This is a genomic window from Escherichia sp. MOD1-EC7011 (assembly GCF_002965005.1).
GTDB classification, from domain to species: Bacteria; Pseudomonadota; Gammaproteobacteria; order Enterobacterales; family Enterobacteriaceae; genus Escherichia; species Escherichia ruysiae.
In genome coordinates this window covers 1-16464 of sequence record NZ_PTRD01000017.1, presented here as the reverse complement: position 1 = coordinate 16464, position 16464 = coordinate 1, and the positions used below count along the sequence as shown (strand labels likewise).

Sequence of the window (16464 nt, the reverse complement as noted above, 5' to 3'; positions counted from 1 at the left end):
TTTCATGGTGCAGTGGAGTAAAGACCGGATGACAGTCATCATCCGGCTGAGGAAGAAATTAAAAGGATTGTTTAATGCGCGCCAGACCATCGCTAATGGTTGCCACTTCGCCCGCCGCCGCCAGACAGCAAGCCATCTGGATGTTCAGTGACTCAGGAATTGGTTCGTTGCCTGCCAGGCAACGCTCAATCCACTTCGCCGTGGTTTCCGGGTCTTTTGCTTGTGGCAGTAGCTCGTTGCCAGCAGTGTCCTGTTTTTCATACAGCACCCGCATCCCTTCGCGGTCAATAAGATTTATTTGCGGGCAGCGTTGCGGATTAGCATAGACTTCGCCTTCGGTGCCGTGCATTAACAGCGCCCGTCCGCCAATATCGCTAAAGAATTTCGCGACTCGCCCGATGTATTCCGGATGCGAGACGCTGGAAAGACGCAGTGCCTCACCTTCGGCAAACGGTGTCGCCAGTTTCGCCAGGGTATGCGCACTGTTACGCACGCCCATCCGCCAGCGCATTGCCAGTTGTTTTTCCAGCGGCGGGCAAAACGCGCCTACGGGCATAAATACCGGCTGGTGCTCGTCAAGCTTCGCCTGTGCTTGTCCGGCATGTAGCGTTGGCGCAATCCCCATCAGTTGAAAAATGGTTTCGGTCAGCACGCGAGTCGGATCTTCACTCACGCCGTGAACCACCACCGGAAAACCGAGTTTATGCAGCAGAATCGCCAGCAACGGTGTCAGGTTGGCCTGTTTACGCGCACCGTTGTAACTGGGGATGACAATCGGCATCGGCTTGCCGGCGGGGGGCGTTAGCTTGATGGTGTGATTTTGCATGGCTTCGTAAAAGCCGAGCATCTCTGCTTCCCCTTCCCCTTTGATACGCAGTGCAATCAATACACCACCCAACTCAAGGTCAGGCACTTCGCCATTGAGCATATGGGCATACAGACCGCGCGCCGTATCCTGATCCAGATCGCGCGCGTGGTTTTTTCCGCGCCCGATCTCTTTGATGATTTTGCGATAGTCCATTTACGACTCCTTACCTGACTCACATCATTAACGCCGCCGACGGCGTGGGGATTTCGCTTTTTCTTTCTTTTTAACTATACCTTCAGGGACTTCCGGTTGCTCTATCGGAAATACCGGTAATGCGTCCAGTAGTCGCTTGCCATAATTTTTGGTCAACAAGCGTTTGTCGTAGATAACCACCTCGCCCCAGCAACTGTGGCTTCGAATAAGACGCCCAACCTGCTGAATCAGATTAAACGAAGCACTCGGCAGGCTTTGCACCTCAAACGGGTAGCGGTTAAGACTTTTTAGCCATTCGCCTTCGGTAATCACCACTGGACTGTCGATAGGCGGAAAGGCGATTTTATGGATATGCACCTGGCTGAGCAGATCGCCTTTCAAATCAAGCCCTTCGGCAAATGACTGTAAACCTACCAGTACACTGCGTTCACCGTTAGCGACGCGTTTGCGATGCAGTTCAACTAAGCGGTAGCGCGGCTGATCTCCCTGCACTAACAGCATCAGACGTAAATCCGTCACATAGTCGAGAAACCTCTGCATCGCCCGTCCGCTGGCAAACAGCACCAACATGCCGAGATGCTTTTTGCTCTCCACCTGCTCACGGAAAAAAGCGGCCATTTCGGCAATATGCTGCTCTTCGCTGTCGATAGAAGGCTCAACGCACATCCGGGGAATAACAATTTTGCCCTGCTCGCAGTGGTTGAACGGTGAATCCAGCGCCACGAAGCGATCGCCCGCTTTTTCTTTCAGCCCGCTCATCTCCTGCAAACGCGAAAAACTGTTCAACGAACGCAAGGTCGCGGAAGTGACAATAATGTGCGGAATGCTGCGCCACAGCAGCCTTTCCAGCTGATCGCTGACGCGGATCCCCACGCAGTGAAACCAGAGATGTAGCTGCCCGTCACGCTCTTCCCGCGTCGCCCATTTGGTCACTGGCGCACCGGAAGATTGCGCCAGCGAGGCCAGCCGCCAGAGTTTGCTTTGCGCCTCAAACATCCCCAGCGCGCGGTTCATCTGCAAAATAAGCCGATGCAGGCGCACAATGTCATGGCTGCCGGTTTTCTCGCTTAAATCGTTAAGGAATAGTTCTGCCAGACCACGCAACATCTCTGTCAGTTTCGCCAGCCGCTGGCAGATCTCCAGCACTTCATCAGGCAGTTCGCCCATCGCAAACCGGTGCTCAGCCTCCTGCCCGGCAGGCATATAGAGATTGAGAATGTTGTTTAAAGAGGCGATAAGCTCATACAACTCTTCACAATGCGCATTCAAACGTTCAGGGATTGCCAGCGGCGGGATCGTCTTCGGGCGAAACTGCTCCATGCAGGTGGCGACCAGTTTCGTGAACAAGTCAAGTTGCAGCCGATACCAGGGCGCGGTGATTTCGGCGCTCATCTCCAGCGCATCCCGCGCCACGTCCGGCAGGTGATGCCCTTCATCCAGCACCAGCAGCAAGTTTTTCGGGTCTGGCAATACCGCTTCGCTTTCCATCGCCGCCATCACCAGCGCATGGTTTGCCACCACCACTTCCGCTTCCTGAATCTCCCGACGAGCCACAAAAAACGGGCATTCGCGGTAGTAGTAACAGTTGCGGTTCAGGCAACTGGCTTTGTCGGTACTCAAACGGCGCCAGAGATCGTCATCAATAGCGATATCCGTATGATCGCGCAGGCCATCCCATTTATAAGTGTCGAGATCGCCCTTCAGCTTTGCACAGCGTTTTTGCTCTTCCTGATTATTAGGCGTCAGTTCGTCGTCAAGAAAAGCGAGCAGATCCTGTTGCGTGGGTTCAGTGCTGGCGAGCGCCGTCAGATTGCGCGGGCAAACGTAGCGCCCACGCCCAAAAGCGGCAGTGAATTTAAGATCGGGAATGATCTTTTTCAGCAGCGGTAAATCTTTGCTGTAAATCTGATCCTGCAATGCCACGTTGGCGGTACTGACCACCAGCGTTTTTTGCTCTTCGCGGGCAATGGCGATGCCAGGAATCAAATAGGAGAGCGTTTTCCCAACGCCGGTGGGGGCTTCAATCGCCAGATGCCGCCCTTCTTCTCCGGCCAGCGTTTTGGCGACGTCCGCAATCATCTGCCGCTGCGGCGCACGGGGAATAAAGTCGGGGATCTGTTCCTGAAGCGCCTTATACCAGGCGGCAATTTGCGCTTTAAGCGCGGCGGTTAATGCCATGAGAAAACCTGAAATACTGTATAAACAGCCAATATTGTGGCATTTTTCGGTTTTCAGGGGTAATGGTTTTTCTGTTTCTGGAAAGCGGCTCGCAATAACGTTTTCCGGATGCGGGGATTTCCCGCATCGGGAGAAACATCATTGTCAGCAATCTTATGCCGGGCATAGCCCGGCATAAGATTGCTGACAAACTGGCTTAATAGCCAAAAACAGGTACGGTTTTCCCCCTCAGCCTTTTAGGGAGAGGGGACTGTCTAGGCACTTTTGGGACTTTGTCATCAGTCTGCTGCCGGGCATAGCCCGGCATAAAATATTACTGCGCAGCGGCAGGTTTACGCGGACGGCGGCGACGTTGTTGTTCGCCTGCTGGTTTGGCATCGCCGAGGCGGCGAGATGGTTTTTCTGCGGGTTTCGCGTTACCAGACTTCGCTCCACCTTCAGCGCGGCGTGGCTGCTGTTGACCGCGACCACCACCTTGCCCACGACCGCCGCCACTGCGTTGCTGGCGACCATTCTGGATCGGTTCGGCTTTGATTGACGGGTCCGGCTCATAGCCCGGAATCGCAATGCGCGGGATCTCTTTTTTCAGCAGTTTTTCGATATCACGCAGCAGTTTGTGTTCATCAACACACACCAGCGACAATGCTTCGCCAGTTGCCGCCGCACGACCAGTACGCCCGATACGGTGGACATAATCTTCCGGTACGTTTGGCAGCTCATAGTTGACGACGTGTGGCAACTCTTCGATATCCAGGCCACGCGCGGCGATGTCAGTTGCCACCAGCACGCGAATATCGCCCGATTTAAAATCGGCCAGCGCACGGGTACGCGCACCTTGCGATTTATTGCCGTGGATCGCCGCACTGCGAATGCCATCTTTATTTAATTGTTCAGCCAGATGGTTAGCGCCATGTTTGGTACGGGTAAACACCAGCACCTGCTGCCAGTTGCCTTTACCAATCATGTGTGACAGCAATTCCCGTTTGCGTTTCTTATCGACAAAGTGAACGTGTTGTGTCACCTGATCAGACGCGGTATTGCGGCGTGCCACTTCAATTTCCAGTGGGTTATGCAGCAGTTTTTCTGCCAGAGCTTTAATATCGTCAGAGAAGGTCGCGGAGAACAGCAGGTTCTGGCGCTTCGCGGGCAGTTTTGTTAACACACGACGAATATCGTGGATAAAGCCCATATCGAGCATACGGTCAGCTTCATCAAGGACGAGGATCTCTATCTGATCCAGCTTCACCGCATTCTGGTGTTCCAGATCCAGCAAACGCCCCGGCGTTGCCACCAGCACATCAACACCGCCACGCAGCTTCATCATCTGCGGGTTAATGCTGACGCCACCAAACACCACCAGCGAACGAATGTTCAGGTATTTGCTGTAATCACGGACGTTTTCACCAATCTGCGCCGCCAGTTCACGGGTCGGGGTAAGAATGAGCGCGCGCACCGGACGACGCCCTTTGGCGTGCGGCTCGCGGGAAATCAGGTGTTGCAACAGCGGCAGCGTAAAGCCCGCTGTTTTGCCCGTGCCGGTCTGGGCACTGGCCATCAGGTCGCGACCTTCCAGCACCGCAGGGATCGCCTGCTGCTGAATAGGGGTGGGTTCACGGTAACCTTGCTCGGCAACGGCGCGCAGGATATCAGGGCTTAAACCCAAAGAATCGAAAGACATAACTACTCCGAACCGCCCCGACCGTTACCGGTGTAGTTTTCAGGGAGATACTGAAAAGGAAAATGACAAAAACCACAATGTCATGAGGGAGCGGAGTGTAGCAGTTTTTGTGACGCAGCGCATAAATTATCCCTGTGACTGACGTTGCTCAAATTCTTAGCCATACTGGACAACGCGAAAAATGAGTCATAATCTTAATCAATCATTTGATTAAGAATGGGCTGTGCTATGAATAGTCCTGCCATGACAACCAAAGGTGAACAGGCGAAAAAGCAGCTGATTGCTGCTGCACTGGCGCAGTTTGGTGAGTATGGAATGAACGCCACCACCCGCGATATCGCCGCCCTGGCCGGGCAGAATATCGCTGCTATTACCTATTACTTCGGTTCGAAAGAAGATTTATATCTCGCCTGCGCCCAGTGGATTGCCGATTTTATTGGCGAGCAGTTCCGTCCGCACGCCGAAGAAGCCGAACGTTTGTTCGCGCAACCACAGCCTGATCGGGCTGCCATCCGCGAACTGATCCTTCACGCCTGCAGGAACATGATTAAGCTGCTCACCCAGGATGACACCGTCAACCTCAGTAAGTTTATCTCCCGTGAGCAGCTCTCTCCTACGGCAGCCTATCACCTGGTGCACGAACAGGTGATTAGCCCGCTACACAGCCACCTGACACGCCTGATTGCCGCCTGGACCGGCTGCGACGCCAACGATACCCGCATGATCCTTCATACCCATGCGTTGATTGGTGAGATTCTGGCGTTCCGTCTTGGCAAAGAAACAATTCTGTTACGTACCGGCTGGACCGCGTTCGATGAAGAAAAGACCGAACTGATCAACCAGACGGTGACCTGTCATATAGACCTGATTTTGCAAGGATTATCGCAAAGGAGTTTGTAGTGATGAAAAAACCTGTCGTGATTGGACTGGTGGTTGTGGTACTTGCCGCCGTGGTTGCCGGAGGCTACTGGTGGTATCAAAGCCGCCAGGATAACGGCCTGACGCTGTATGGCAATGTGGATATTCGCACCGTGAATCTAAGCTTCCGTGTCGGTGGTCGTGTTGAGTCGCTGGCAGTAGACGAAGGTGATGCGATCAAAGCGGGCCAGGTTCTGGGCGAACTGGATCATAAGCCGTATGAGATTGCCCTGATGCAGGCGAAAGCAGGCGTTTCGGTGGCACAGGCGCAGTACGACCTGATGCTTGCCGGGTATCGCGATGAAGAAATCGCTCAGGCCGCCGCAGCGGTGAAACAAGCGCAAGCCGCGTATGACTATGCGCAGAACTTCTATAACCGTCAGCAAGGGTTGTGGAAAAGCCGCACCATTTCGGCAAATGACCTGGAAAATGCCCGCTCCTCGCGCGACCAGGCGCAGGCAACGCTGAAATCAGCACAGGATAAATTACGTCAGTACCGTTCCGGTAACCGTGAACAGGACATCGCCCAGGCGAAAGCCAGCCTCGAACAGGCGCAGGCGCAACTGGCGCAGGCGGAGCTGAATTTACAGGACTCAACGTTGATAGCACCGTCTGATGGCACGCTGTTAACCCGCGCAGTAGAGCCAGGCACGGTACTCAATGAAGGCGGCACGGTGTTTACCGTCTCGCTGACGCGTCCGGTGTGGGTGCGCGCCTATGTTGACGAACGTAATCTTGACCAGGCCCAGCCGGGGCGCAAAGTGCTGCTCTATACCGATGGTCGCCCGGACAAGCCCTATCACGGGCAGATTGGTTTCGTTTCACCAACCGCTGAATTTACCCCGAAAACCGTCGAAACGCCGGATCTGCGTACCGACCTCGTCTATCGCCTGCGTATTGTGGTGACCGACGCCGATGATGCGTTACGCCAGGGAATGCCAGTGACGGTGCAATTCGGTGACGAGGCAGGACATGAATGATGCCGTTATCACGCTGAACGGCCTGGAAAAACGCTTTCCGGGCATGGATAAGCCCGCCGTCGCGCCACTCGACTGCACCATTCACGCTGGTTATGTGACGGGGTTGGTAGGGCCGGACGGCGCGGGCAAAACCACGCTGATGCGGATGCTGGCCGGGTTGCTGAAACCTGACAGCGGCAGGGCCACAGTTATCGGTTTTGATCCGATCAAAAACGACGCTGCGCTGCACGCGGTGCTCGGCTATATGCCGCAGAAATTCGGTCTGTATGAAGATCTCACGGTGATGGAAAACCTCAATTTGTACGCGGATTTACGCAGCGTCACCGGTGAAGCACGTAAACAGACTTTTGCTCGCCTGCTGGAGTTTACGTCTCTTGGCCCGTTTACCGGACGCCTGGCGGGCAAGCTCTCCGGTGGGATGAAACAAAAACTCGGCCTGGCCTGTACCCTGGTGGGCGAACCGAAAGTGTTGCTGCTCGATGAACCCGGCGTCGGCGTTGACCCTATCTCACGGCGCGAACTGTGGCAGATGGTGCATGAGCTGGCGGGCGAAGGGATGTTAATCCTCTGGAGCACCTCGTATCTCGACGAAGCCGAGCAGTGCCGTGACGTGTTGCTGATGAACGAAGGCGAGTTGCTGTATCAGGGAGAACCAAAAGCCCTGACACAAACCATGGCCGGACGCAGTTTTCTGATGACCAGCCCGCACGAGGGCAACCGCAAATTGCTGCAACGGGCATTGAAACTGCCGCAGGTCAGCGACGGCATGATTCAGGGGAAATCCGTGCGCCTGATCCTCAAAAAAGAGGCCACACCAGACGATATTCGCCATGCCGACGGGATGCCGGAAATCAACATCAACGAAACCACACCACGTTTTGAAGATGCGTTTATTGATTTGCTCGGCGGTGCCGGAACCTCGGAATCGCCGCTGGGCGCAATATTACATACGGTAGAAGGCACACCGGACGAAACAGTGATCGAGGCGAAAGAGCTGACCAAAAAATTTGGTGATTTTGCCGCCACCGATCACGTCAACTTTGCCGTTAAACGTGGGGAGATTTTTGGTTTGCTGGGGCCAAACGGCGCGGGTAAATCGACCACCTTTAAGATGATGTGCGGTTTGCTGGTGCCGACCTCTGGTCAGGCGCTGGTGCTGGGCATGGATCTGAAAGAGAGTTCCGGTAAAGCGCGCCAGCATCTCGGCTATATGGCGCAAAAATTTTCGCTCTACGGCAACCTGACGGTCGAACAGAATTTACGCTTTTTCTCTGGTGTGTATGGCTTACGCGGTCGGGCGCAGAACGAAAAAATCTCCCGTATGAGCGAGGCATTTGGCCTGAAAAGTATCGCCTCCCACGCGACCGATGAACTGCCATTAGGTTTTAAACAACGGCTGGCGCTGGCCTGCTCGTTAATGCACGAACCGGACATTCTGTTTCTCGATGAACCAACTTCTGGCGTCGATCCCCTCACCCGCCGTGAATTTTGGCTGCACATCAACAGCATGGTAGAGAAAGGCGTCACGGTGATGGTCACCACCCACTTTATGGATGAAGCGGAATATTGCGACCGCATCGGGCTGGTATATCGCGGGAAGCTGATTGCCAGCGGTACACCGGACGATTTGAAAGCGCAGTCGGCTAACGATGAGCAACCCGATCCCACCATGGAGCAAGCCTTTATTCAATTGATCCACGACTGGGATAAGGAGCATGGCAATGAGTAATCCGATCCTTTCCTGGCGTCGCGTGCGGGCGCTGTGCGTCAAAGAGACGCGGCAGATCATTCGCGATCCAAGTAGCTGGCTGATTGCGGTGGTGATCCCGCTGTTGCTGCTGTTTATTTTTGGTTACGGCATTAACCTCGACTCCAGCAAGCTGCGCGTCGGGATTTTGCTGGAGCAGCGTAGCGAAGCGGCGCTGGATTTCACCCACACTATGACCGGCTCGCCCTATATTGACGCCACCATCAGCGATAACCGTCAGGAACTGATCGCCAAAATGCAGGCGGGGAAAATTCGTGGTCTGGTGGTGATTCCCGTGGATTTCGCCGAACAGATGGAGCGCGCCAACGCCACCGCGCCGATTCAGGTGATCACCGACGGCAGTGAGCCGAATACCGCTAACTTTGTGCAGGGGTATGTCGAAGGGATCTGGCAGATCTGGCAAATGCAGCGGGCAGAGGACAACGGGCAGACCTTTGAACCGCTTATCGACGTCCAGACACGCTACTGGTTTAACCCGGCGGCGATAAGCCAGCACTTTATTATCCCCGGTGCGGTAACCATTATCATGACGGTCATCGGCGCGATCCTCACCTCGCTGGTGGTGGCGCGGGAGTGGGAGCGCGGCACTATGGAGGCTTTGCTCTCTACGGAGATTACCCGCACGGAACTGCTGCTGTGTAAGCTGATCCCCTATTATTTCCTCGGTATGCTGGCGATGCTGCTCTGTATGTTGGTGTCGGTGTTTATTCTCGGCGTACCCTATCGCGGTTCGCTGCTGATCCTGTTTTTTATCACCAGTCTGTTTTTACTCAGTACGCTGGGGATGGGGCTGCTGATTTCTACGATTACCCGCAACCAGTTCAACGCCGCTCAGGTGGCACTGAACGCCGCTTTCCTGCCGTCGATTATGCTTTCCGGCTTTATATTTCAGATAGACAGTATGCCCGCAGTGATCCGCGCGGTGACGTACATTATTCCCGCACGTTATTTCGTCAGCACCCTGCAAAGCCTGTTCCTCGCCGGGAATATTCCGGTGGTGCTGGTAGTGAATGTGCTGTTTTTGATCGCTTCGGCGGTAATGTTTATCGGCCTGACGTGGCTGAAAACCAAACGTCGGCTGGATTAGGGAGAAGAGCATGTTTCATCGCTTATGGACGTTAATCCGCAAAGAATTGCAGTCGCTGCTGCGCGAACCGCAGACGCGAGCGATTCTGATTTTACCCGTGCTTATTCAGGTGATCCTGTTCCCGTTTGCCGCCACGCTGGAAGTGACCAACGCCACCATCGCCATCTACGATGAAGATAACGGCGAGCATTCGGTGGAGCTGACCCAGCGTTTTGCCCGCGCCAGCGCCTTTACCCATGTGCTGCTGTTGAAAAGTCCGCAGGAGATCCGCCCAACTATCGATACGCAAAAGGCGCTACTGCTGGTGCGTTTCCCGGCTGACTTCTCACGCAAACTGGATACTTTCCAGACCGCACCGTTGCAGTTAATTCTCGACGGGCGTAACTCCAACAGTGCGCAAATCGCCGCCAACTACCTGCAACAGATCGTCAAAAACTATCAGCAGGAGCTGCTGGAAGGAAAACCGAAACCAAACAACAGCGAACTGGTGGTACGCAACTGGTATAATCCAAATCTCGACTACAAATGGTTTGTGGTGCCATCACTGATCGCCATGATCACCACTATCGGCGTGATGATCGTCACTTCACTTTCTGTCGCCCGCGAACGCGAACAGGGAACGCTCGATCAGCTACTGGTTTCGCCCCTCACCACCTGGCAGATATTCATCGGTAAAGCCGTACCGGCGTTAATTGTCGCCACGTTTCAGGCCACCATTGTGCTGGCGATTGGTATCTGGGCGTATCAAATCCCCTTCGCCGGATCGCTGGCGCTGTTCTACTTTACGATGGTGATTTACGGTTTGTCACTGGTGGGATTCGGTCTGCTGATTTCATCACTCTGTGCAACGCAACAGCAGGCGTTTATCGGCGTATTCGTCTTTATGATGCCCGCCATTCTACTTTCCGGTTACGTTTCACCGGTGGAGAACATGCCGGTATGGCTGCAAAACCTGACGTGGATTAACCCTATCCGCCACTTTACGGACATTACCAAGCAGATTTATTTGAAGGATGCGAGTCTGGATATTGTGTGGAACAGTTTGTGGCCGCTACTGGTGATAACGGCCACGACAGGGTCAGCGGCGTACGCGATGTTTAGACGCAAGGTGATGTAACTTTTTATCTTTCGCCAGTAACGACACCACCGCCGGGCCGGCAAGGATCGCCAGCCCTGCAATTGTCAGCAAATAGTTGTTTTCCAGTACGCGGGACAACAGCCACAGCACAATCAGCGCCGCGCCAAAATACCAGGTGGTGGTCAGCTCTTCCAGTACGTCTGCCACCTCGCGCCAGCGTTGTTCGGGGTGGCGCTGAAACACCAGCATCATCACTATCGTTACGCAATACAGCACGCACAATCCCACGCCGACGTGAACCAGAGTTTTACTCATCCAGCCCACCACCAGCAGCGCCACTACCAGTAAATGCAACATAATCTGCCAGCAACTTAGGCCAGTTGCGACACGAACACGTTGTTGCCACTTCATGGCTTCTCTCCTGAAGAATTTATCTCTACTAACTCAGAGTACCGAACTTTACGGAAAATTCCGTAAGACCGCACCTTTTTGTGACGCCGACTACACTATTTCAATGAGATAAGAGGCAAAGACAGGAAAATTATGCCCGATCAAACACAACAATTTTCGTTCAAGGTACTCACCATCAATATTCACAAAGGCTTTACCGCGTTTAACCGACGCTTCATTTTGCCGGAACTTCGCGACGCCGTGCGCACCGTCAGCGCCGATATTGTTTGCCTGCAGGAAGTGATGGGCGCGCACGAAGTTCATCCGCTGCATGTGGAAAACTGGCCCGATACCTCGCACTACGAGTTTCTCGCCGACACCATGTGGAGCGATTTTGCCTACGGCCGCAATGCTGTGTATCCAGAAGGGCATCACGGTAACGCGGTGCTGTCACGCTATCCCATTGAACATTATGAAAATCGTGATGTTTCTGTCGATGGAGCGGAAAAACGTGGCGTACTGTATTGCCGCATTGTGCCACCGGTGACCGGGAAAGCGATTCATGTGATGTGCGTGCATCTTGGCCTGCGTGAGGCGCACCGTCAGGCGCAGCTTGCGATGCTCGCCGAATGGGTGAACCAGCTTCCGCCCGACGAACCCGTTTTAGTGGCGGGTGATTTCAACGACTGGCGGCAAAAAGCCAATCATCCCTTAAAAGTACAGGCCGGGTTGGATGAGATATTTACCCGCGCCCACGGACGCCCGGCGCGCACGTTTCCAGTGCAATTTCCTCTACTACGTCTGGACAGGATCTATGTCAAAAATGCCAGCGCCAGCGCGCCAACCGCGTTGCCGCTGCGGACATGGCGACACCTTTCTGATCATGCCCCTTTAAGTGCGGAGATTCATTTATGAAATGTAGCTGGCGCGAAGGCAATAAGATCCAGTTGCTGGAGAACGGCGAGCAATATTATCCCGCTGTATTTAAAGCGATTTGTGAGGCGCAAGAACGCATTATTCTTGAAACGTTTATCTGGTTCGAGGATGACGTCGGTAAACAATTACACGCAGCATTGCTGGAGGCTGCACGACGCGGGGTTAAAGCGGAAGTCTTGCTGGATGGCTACGGTTCGCCGGATCTCAGCGATGAGTTTGTCAATGAACTGACGGCGGCTGGCGTAGTGTTTCGTTATTACGATCCCCGCCCTCGCCTGTTCGGTATGCGCACCAATGTGTTTCGCCGGATGCATCGCAAAATTGTGGTGATCGACGCACGTATCGCCTTTATTGGCGGGCTGAATTACTCCGCCGAGCATATGTCCAGCTACGGTCCAGAGGCTAAACAGGATTACGCGGTACGCCTCGAAGGGCCGATTGTCGAAGATATTCTCCAGTTTGAGCTGGAAAACCTGCCAGGACAGAGCGCGGCACGACGCTGGTGGCGACGTCATCACAAAGCGGAAGAGAACCGCCAGCCGGGAGAAGCGCAGGTATTGCTGGTCTGGCGCGATAACGAAGAACATCGCGATGATATCGAACGTCACTATCTGAAAATGCTCACTCAGGCGCGGCGGGAAGTGATTATCGCCAACGCCTACTTCTTCCCCGGCTATCGATTTTTACACGCCTTGCGTAAAGCGGCACGGCGCGGGGTGCGGATCAAACTGATCATTCAGGGCGAACCGGATATGCCGATTGTCAGAGTCGGTGCGCGTTTGCTGTATAACTATCTGGTTAAAGGCGGCGTTCAGGTTTTTGAGTACCGCCGCCGCCCGCTCCACGGCAAAGTGGCGTTAATGGACGATCACTGGGCGACAGTAGGGTCCAGTAATCTCGATCCGCTCAGTTTGTCACTGAATCTCGAAGCAAATGTCATCATCCACGATCGTCATTTTAACCAGACGCTACGCGACAATCTGAATGGCATCATCGCCGCTGACTGCCAGCAGGTAGATGAAACCATGCTGCCAAAACGCACCTGGTGGAACCTGACTAAAAGCGTGCTGGCATTCCACTTTCTACGCCATTTCCCGGCGCTGGTGGGCTGGCTTCCGGCGCATACGCCACGTCTGGCGCAAGTTGATCCGCCCGCGCAGCCGGCAATGGAAACTCAGGATCGGGTAGAAACTGAAAATACGGGGGTGGAACCCTGATGAGTAAATCACACCCGCGCTGGCGCTTAGTAAAGAAGATCCTCACCTGGCTGTTTTTTATCGCGGTGATTGTGTTGCTGGTGGTCTACGCCAAAAAGGTGGACTGGGAAGAGGTCTGGAAGGTCATCCGTGACTACAATCGCGTTGCGCTGCTCAGTGCGGTCGGGCTGGTGGTCGTCAGCTATCTGATTTACGGCTGCTATGACCTGCTCGCTCGCTCTTACTGCGGTCATAAACTGGCGAAACGTCAGGTGATGCTGGTGTCGTTTATCTGCTACGCCTTCAACCTGACGCTTAGTACCTGGGTTGGCGGCATTGGTATGCGCTATCGTCTTTACTCCCGCCTGGGATTACCGGGTAGCACTATTACACGGATTTTCTCGCTGAGTATTACCACCAACTGGCTGGGCTATATTTTGCTGGCCGGGATTATTTTTACCGTGGGCGTGGTGGAACTGCCGGATCACTGGTATATCGATCAAACCACGCTGCGTATTCTCGGCATTGGTTTGCTGCTGATAATTGCAGTCTATTTATGGTTTTGCGCCTTCGCTAAACACCGCCATATGACCATCAAGGGGCAAAAGCTGGTGCTACCTTCATGGAAATTCGCCCTTGCCCAGATGCTGATTTCCAGCGTCAACTGGATGGTAATGGGAGCGATTATCTGGCTATTGCTTGGTCAAAGCGTGAACTATTTCTTTGTACTGGGCGTGTTGCTGGTTAGTAGTATTGCTGGTGTCATCGTGCATATTCCGGCGGGGATTGGTGTGCTGGAAGCGGTGTTTATCGCGCTACTGGCAGGGGAACATACATCCAAAGGAACGATTATCGCCGCCCTACTCGCTTACCGTGTCCTGTACTACTTTATCCCGCTGCTGCTGGCGCTGATCTGTTACCTGTTGCTGGAAAGCCAGGCGAAGAAGCTACGGGCGAAAAATGAAGCGGCGATGTGATGTTTAGTTAAGTTCTTTGGTTTGTGCAGATTGTTAGCAACGTGCTATTTGTTCATGGCGGATGCGGCGTGAACGCCTTACCCGCCCTACACAACTAATGCTTTCCTGCATTCTGATACGCTACAGCCCTTTAACAAAGTATGTTTTACGCCAGAGTAATGTTTGTTGTTTCCTTAATAATCATCAGGGGACATCTGGCGATGTCCTCTCAGCATAAAATTACAGCGGATTCGGACTGGCTTCGCGATAAGAAACCTTTTTCTTCGGTGATGTAAAGGTGTCTCGCAGATCTTTATATTCATATATTTTAGCTCGGGTGCCATCAGTTACTGGAATAGAGGAGTGCGGACGATAACACTGAGATAATGGCGAATTGCAATGCTCTTCGTGGGTAGAGATGCCCAGCCAGTCAAGAATCATCGCATAGTTATTAAGCAATGAATAAACATTCTTGAATGTGTCCAAGTTTACGCGGTTGACTGGCGATAGCAGCCTGGCTATACCAGATAAATTGCGGTACATCGTAGGCTTCTTTACTGGGAGTATCTGCGGCGTGCATATAATACGATGGAATATTGGGATTTTTCTCCAGACCATGGTCAGAAAAATAGAGTAATGAGGATTTACTTCCCTCCAGTCTTTTCATGATTTCACCAATGATGTAATCGGTAAATCGTATGGAGTTGTTGTAGCAATCCTCGTATTTATCCCCAGTTTTAATTTTATCTGCCCATTCAGGGTAGCGTGTACAGGCAATTTCATGGCTACCATTACCATGTAGCATTATTAATTTCTTACCCTTGACTTTTAATGCTTCATCCAACAACGGCAGAAGGCTATCATCGTATCCCTCGCTTACCCAATGTGTATTATTACTGGAACGACCAATGAGCGTAATATAGTTATTATGCTTCCCGGACATACCCACGGTACTTAACCAGGTAGTCTGATACCCCACTTTATTAGCTACGGCAATAACATTATTTGATAAGTCCGCAGTGGTAAAACTTTCTGTTGTCGCTTTACTGAGGATCATCGGAACAGAAGTTACTGTTGCCGCCGCTGGAGAAACTGCATTATCAAAGATAAGCGCCTGTGGTCCAATCTCATTTTGTACAGGCGTGGTATTGATACCAAAGCCATACAAACTCATATTACTGCGCCGTACAGACTCCCCTACGATAATAACATAATTTTCAATATCCGTTTCTTTAGCTATCAATCCCGGTAAATCCACATCAATTTGTTTTATTTCTCTGGCAAAAGAAATATCTCGATAAGCAATAATAAAATCGGCAGCGGTATAAAATGGTGTAAATCTTAACACCCTGGAGCTTAATGGAGAGTATCCTCCAAGACCATCTTTTTTCTGTTTACTCCATTGATTGTAACTAAACCATGAGATAAATATTAATAGTATCACCAGTGATGCACATTGAACCTTAGTAGACACACACTTAACGCCCATGGGTATAGAAAAATAAGTCAGCAAGAAATAAACAACACATACTGGCATCCAGGATAGATATAACCCCGACATTGCTTTCACTTCAGACCAGTGGGTTTCCATGATACTCATTGCAAAGATAATATTAAATTCACTTTGATAAATTTGCCATGTACAAAGCGCGACCATAAAATTAATGGTCAATAATAGTGACACACTCAATGCCACTATTTTCCCAACAAATAATCGATAACACCCTGTCAAACACAGGATGATTAGCAAGTTGCAGATACCGACGCGCAGGATAACTCTCAATGGCTGTAAAAAATAAACAGGCCAAAGCTGGAGTAATACAGACACAAGTAGCAATGCGATGAAAATGTATTTTTTTGACTGCCGTGGATAAGCCGTTATCGATGGTAATACGAAAGACATAGAACCCTGATCCATTTATTATATGAATATATATTTAAAAATTAATCCCATTGAAATATATTATCAGCAGATGATTGATTTTTACCCGCAAGCATTTATTTAACAGATGAATATCGCCAGCCATTAATAAAACCGTAGGATTGTACTCTATTTTCTTTTAGGTATACCAGATTTATAAAAATGCATCATATGCGTAGATATAATCGATGTGAATTATATCTTTATGTCTATTTTTTAAATATATACTTATTATCGAATAGATAAAAAATCCCGGTGTCGTTCCGGGATTTTTATAAGAAATGCGTTTAACGGCGGTTTCCAAAAAAACGCCGCAACATAAAGGAAAAGGTGATGAAGTCCAGAAAAAAAACCTTT

14 protein-coding genes are annotated in these 16464 nt (G+C 52.0%); 8 read left to right on the top strand and 6 right to left on the bottom strand.

What is annotated here, in order from left to right; all coding sequences use genetic code 11:
- Positions 1 to 58: 58 nt before the first annotated feature.
- From ybiB to rhlE, 3 genes are all read right to left on the bottom strand, one after another.
- Positions 59 to 1021, bottom strand: a complete 963-nt coding sequence (gene ybiB / locus A7098_RS07890) for a DNA-binding protein YbiB (RefSeq protein WP_000386505.1) — start codon at positions 1019 to 1021, stop codon at positions 59 to 61.
- 27 nt (positions 1022 to 1048) lie between these two features.
- Positions 1049 to 3199: an ATP-dependent DNA helicase DinG gene (gene dinG / locus A7098_RS07885; protein WP_105280602.1), complete on the bottom strand. Its 2151-nt coding sequence runs from the start codon at positions 3197 to 3199 to the stop codon at positions 1049 to 1051.
- 313 nt (positions 3200 to 3512) lie between these two features.
- Entirely contained in the window at positions 3513 to 4877 is a 1365-nt protein-coding gene (gene rhlE, locus A7098_RS07875; protein ID WP_105280601.1) for an ATP-dependent RNA helicase RhlE, read from the bottom strand.
- Positions 4878 to 5105: 228 nt separating this feature from the next.
- On the opposite strand from rhlE, the gene cecR reads away from it, so the two are divergent.
- From cecR to A7098_RS07850, 5 genes are read left to right on the top strand one after another with little or no spacing between them, the layout of a single operon-like run.
- Complete coding sequence (gene cecR, locus A7098_RS07870; protein ID WP_105280600.1) at positions 5106 to 5777, top strand: DNA-binding transcriptional regulator CecR; 672 nt, start codon at positions 5106 to 5108, stop codon at positions 5775 to 5777.
- Positions 5778 to 5779: 2 nt separating this feature from the next.
- A complete protein-coding gene (gene hlyD / locus A7098_RS07865) occupies positions 5780 to 6775 on the top strand; it encodes a secretion protein HlyD (protein WP_123000241.1) in 996 nt (331 codons plus the stop codon).
- Positions 6768 to 8504 carry an ATP-binding cassette domain-containing protein gene (locus A7098_RS07860; RefSeq protein ID WP_105280599.1) on the top strand — a complete coding sequence of 579 codons (1737 nt, stop codon included), beginning with the start codon at positions 6768 to 6770 and terminating at the stop codon, positions 8502 to 8504. Before hlyD ends, A7098_RS07860 begins: the two co-directional genes overlap by 8 nt.
- Entirely contained in the window at positions 8497 to 9630 is a 1134-nt protein-coding gene (locus tag A7098_RS07855; protein WP_000070112.1) for an ABC transporter permease, read from the top strand. Before A7098_RS07860 ends, A7098_RS07855 begins: the two co-directional genes overlap by 8 nt.
- A gap of 10 nt (positions 9631 to 9640) precedes the next feature.
- Positions 9641 to 10747, top strand: a complete 1107-nt coding sequence (locus tag A7098_RS07850; RefSeq protein WP_000469029.1) for an ABC transporter permease — start codon at positions 9641 to 9643, stop codon at positions 10745 to 10747.
- Here the strand turns inward: A7098_RS07850 and A7098_RS07845 are convergent.
- Positions 10709 to 11119 carry a YbhQ family protein gene (locus A7098_RS07845; protein WP_105280598.1) on the bottom strand — a complete coding sequence of 137 codons (411 nt, stop codon included), beginning with the start codon at positions 11117 to 11119 and terminating at the stop codon, positions 10709 to 10711. The two genes, A7098_RS07850 and A7098_RS07845, sit on opposite strands and share 39 nt — an antisense overlap.
- Before the next feature lie 132 nt (positions 11120 to 11251).
- Here A7098_RS07845 and A7098_RS07840 point away from each other — a divergent pair, with 132 nt between their 5' ends.
- From A7098_RS07840 to A7098_RS07830, 3 genes are read left to right on the top strand one after another with little or no spacing between them, the layout of a single operon-like run.
- Positions 11252 to 12013, top strand: a complete 762-nt coding sequence (locus A7098_RS07840) for an endonuclease/exonuclease/phosphatase family protein (RefSeq protein WP_001113359.1) — start codon at positions 11252 to 11254, stop codon at positions 12011 to 12013.
- Positions 12010 to 13251 (top strand): cardiolipin synthase ClsB, encoded by a 1242-nt coding sequence (gene clsB / locus A7098_RS07835; protein WP_105280597.1) that lies wholly within the window; start codon positions 12010 to 12012, stop codon positions 13249 to 13251. Before A7098_RS07840 ends, clsB begins: the two co-directional genes overlap by 4 nt.
- A complete protein-coding gene (locus tag A7098_RS07830; protein ID WP_000045485.1) occupies positions 13251 to 14207 on the top strand; it encodes a YbhN family protein in 957 nt (318 codons plus the stop codon). Before clsB ends, A7098_RS07830 begins: the two co-directional genes overlap by 1 nt.
- A gap of 219 nt (positions 14208 to 14426) precedes the next feature.
- Here the strand turns inward: A7098_RS07830 and A7098_RS24185 are convergent, their stop codons facing one another.
- Both A7098_RS24185 and A7098_RS07825 read right to left on the bottom strand, forming a co-directional pair.
- Complete coding sequence (locus A7098_RS24185) at positions 14427 to 14645, bottom strand: hypothetical protein (RefSeq protein WP_301005541.1); 219 nt, start codon at positions 14643 to 14645, stop codon at positions 14427 to 14429.
- Positions 14638 to 16089, bottom strand: coding sequence for a phosphoethanolamine transferase (locus A7098_RS07825; protein WP_301005540.1), 1452 nt, complete (start codon positions 16087 to 16089; stop codon positions 14638 to 14640). Before A7098_RS07825 ends, A7098_RS24185 begins: the two co-directional genes overlap by 8 nt.
- Positions 16090 to 16464: the final 375 nt, after the last annotated feature.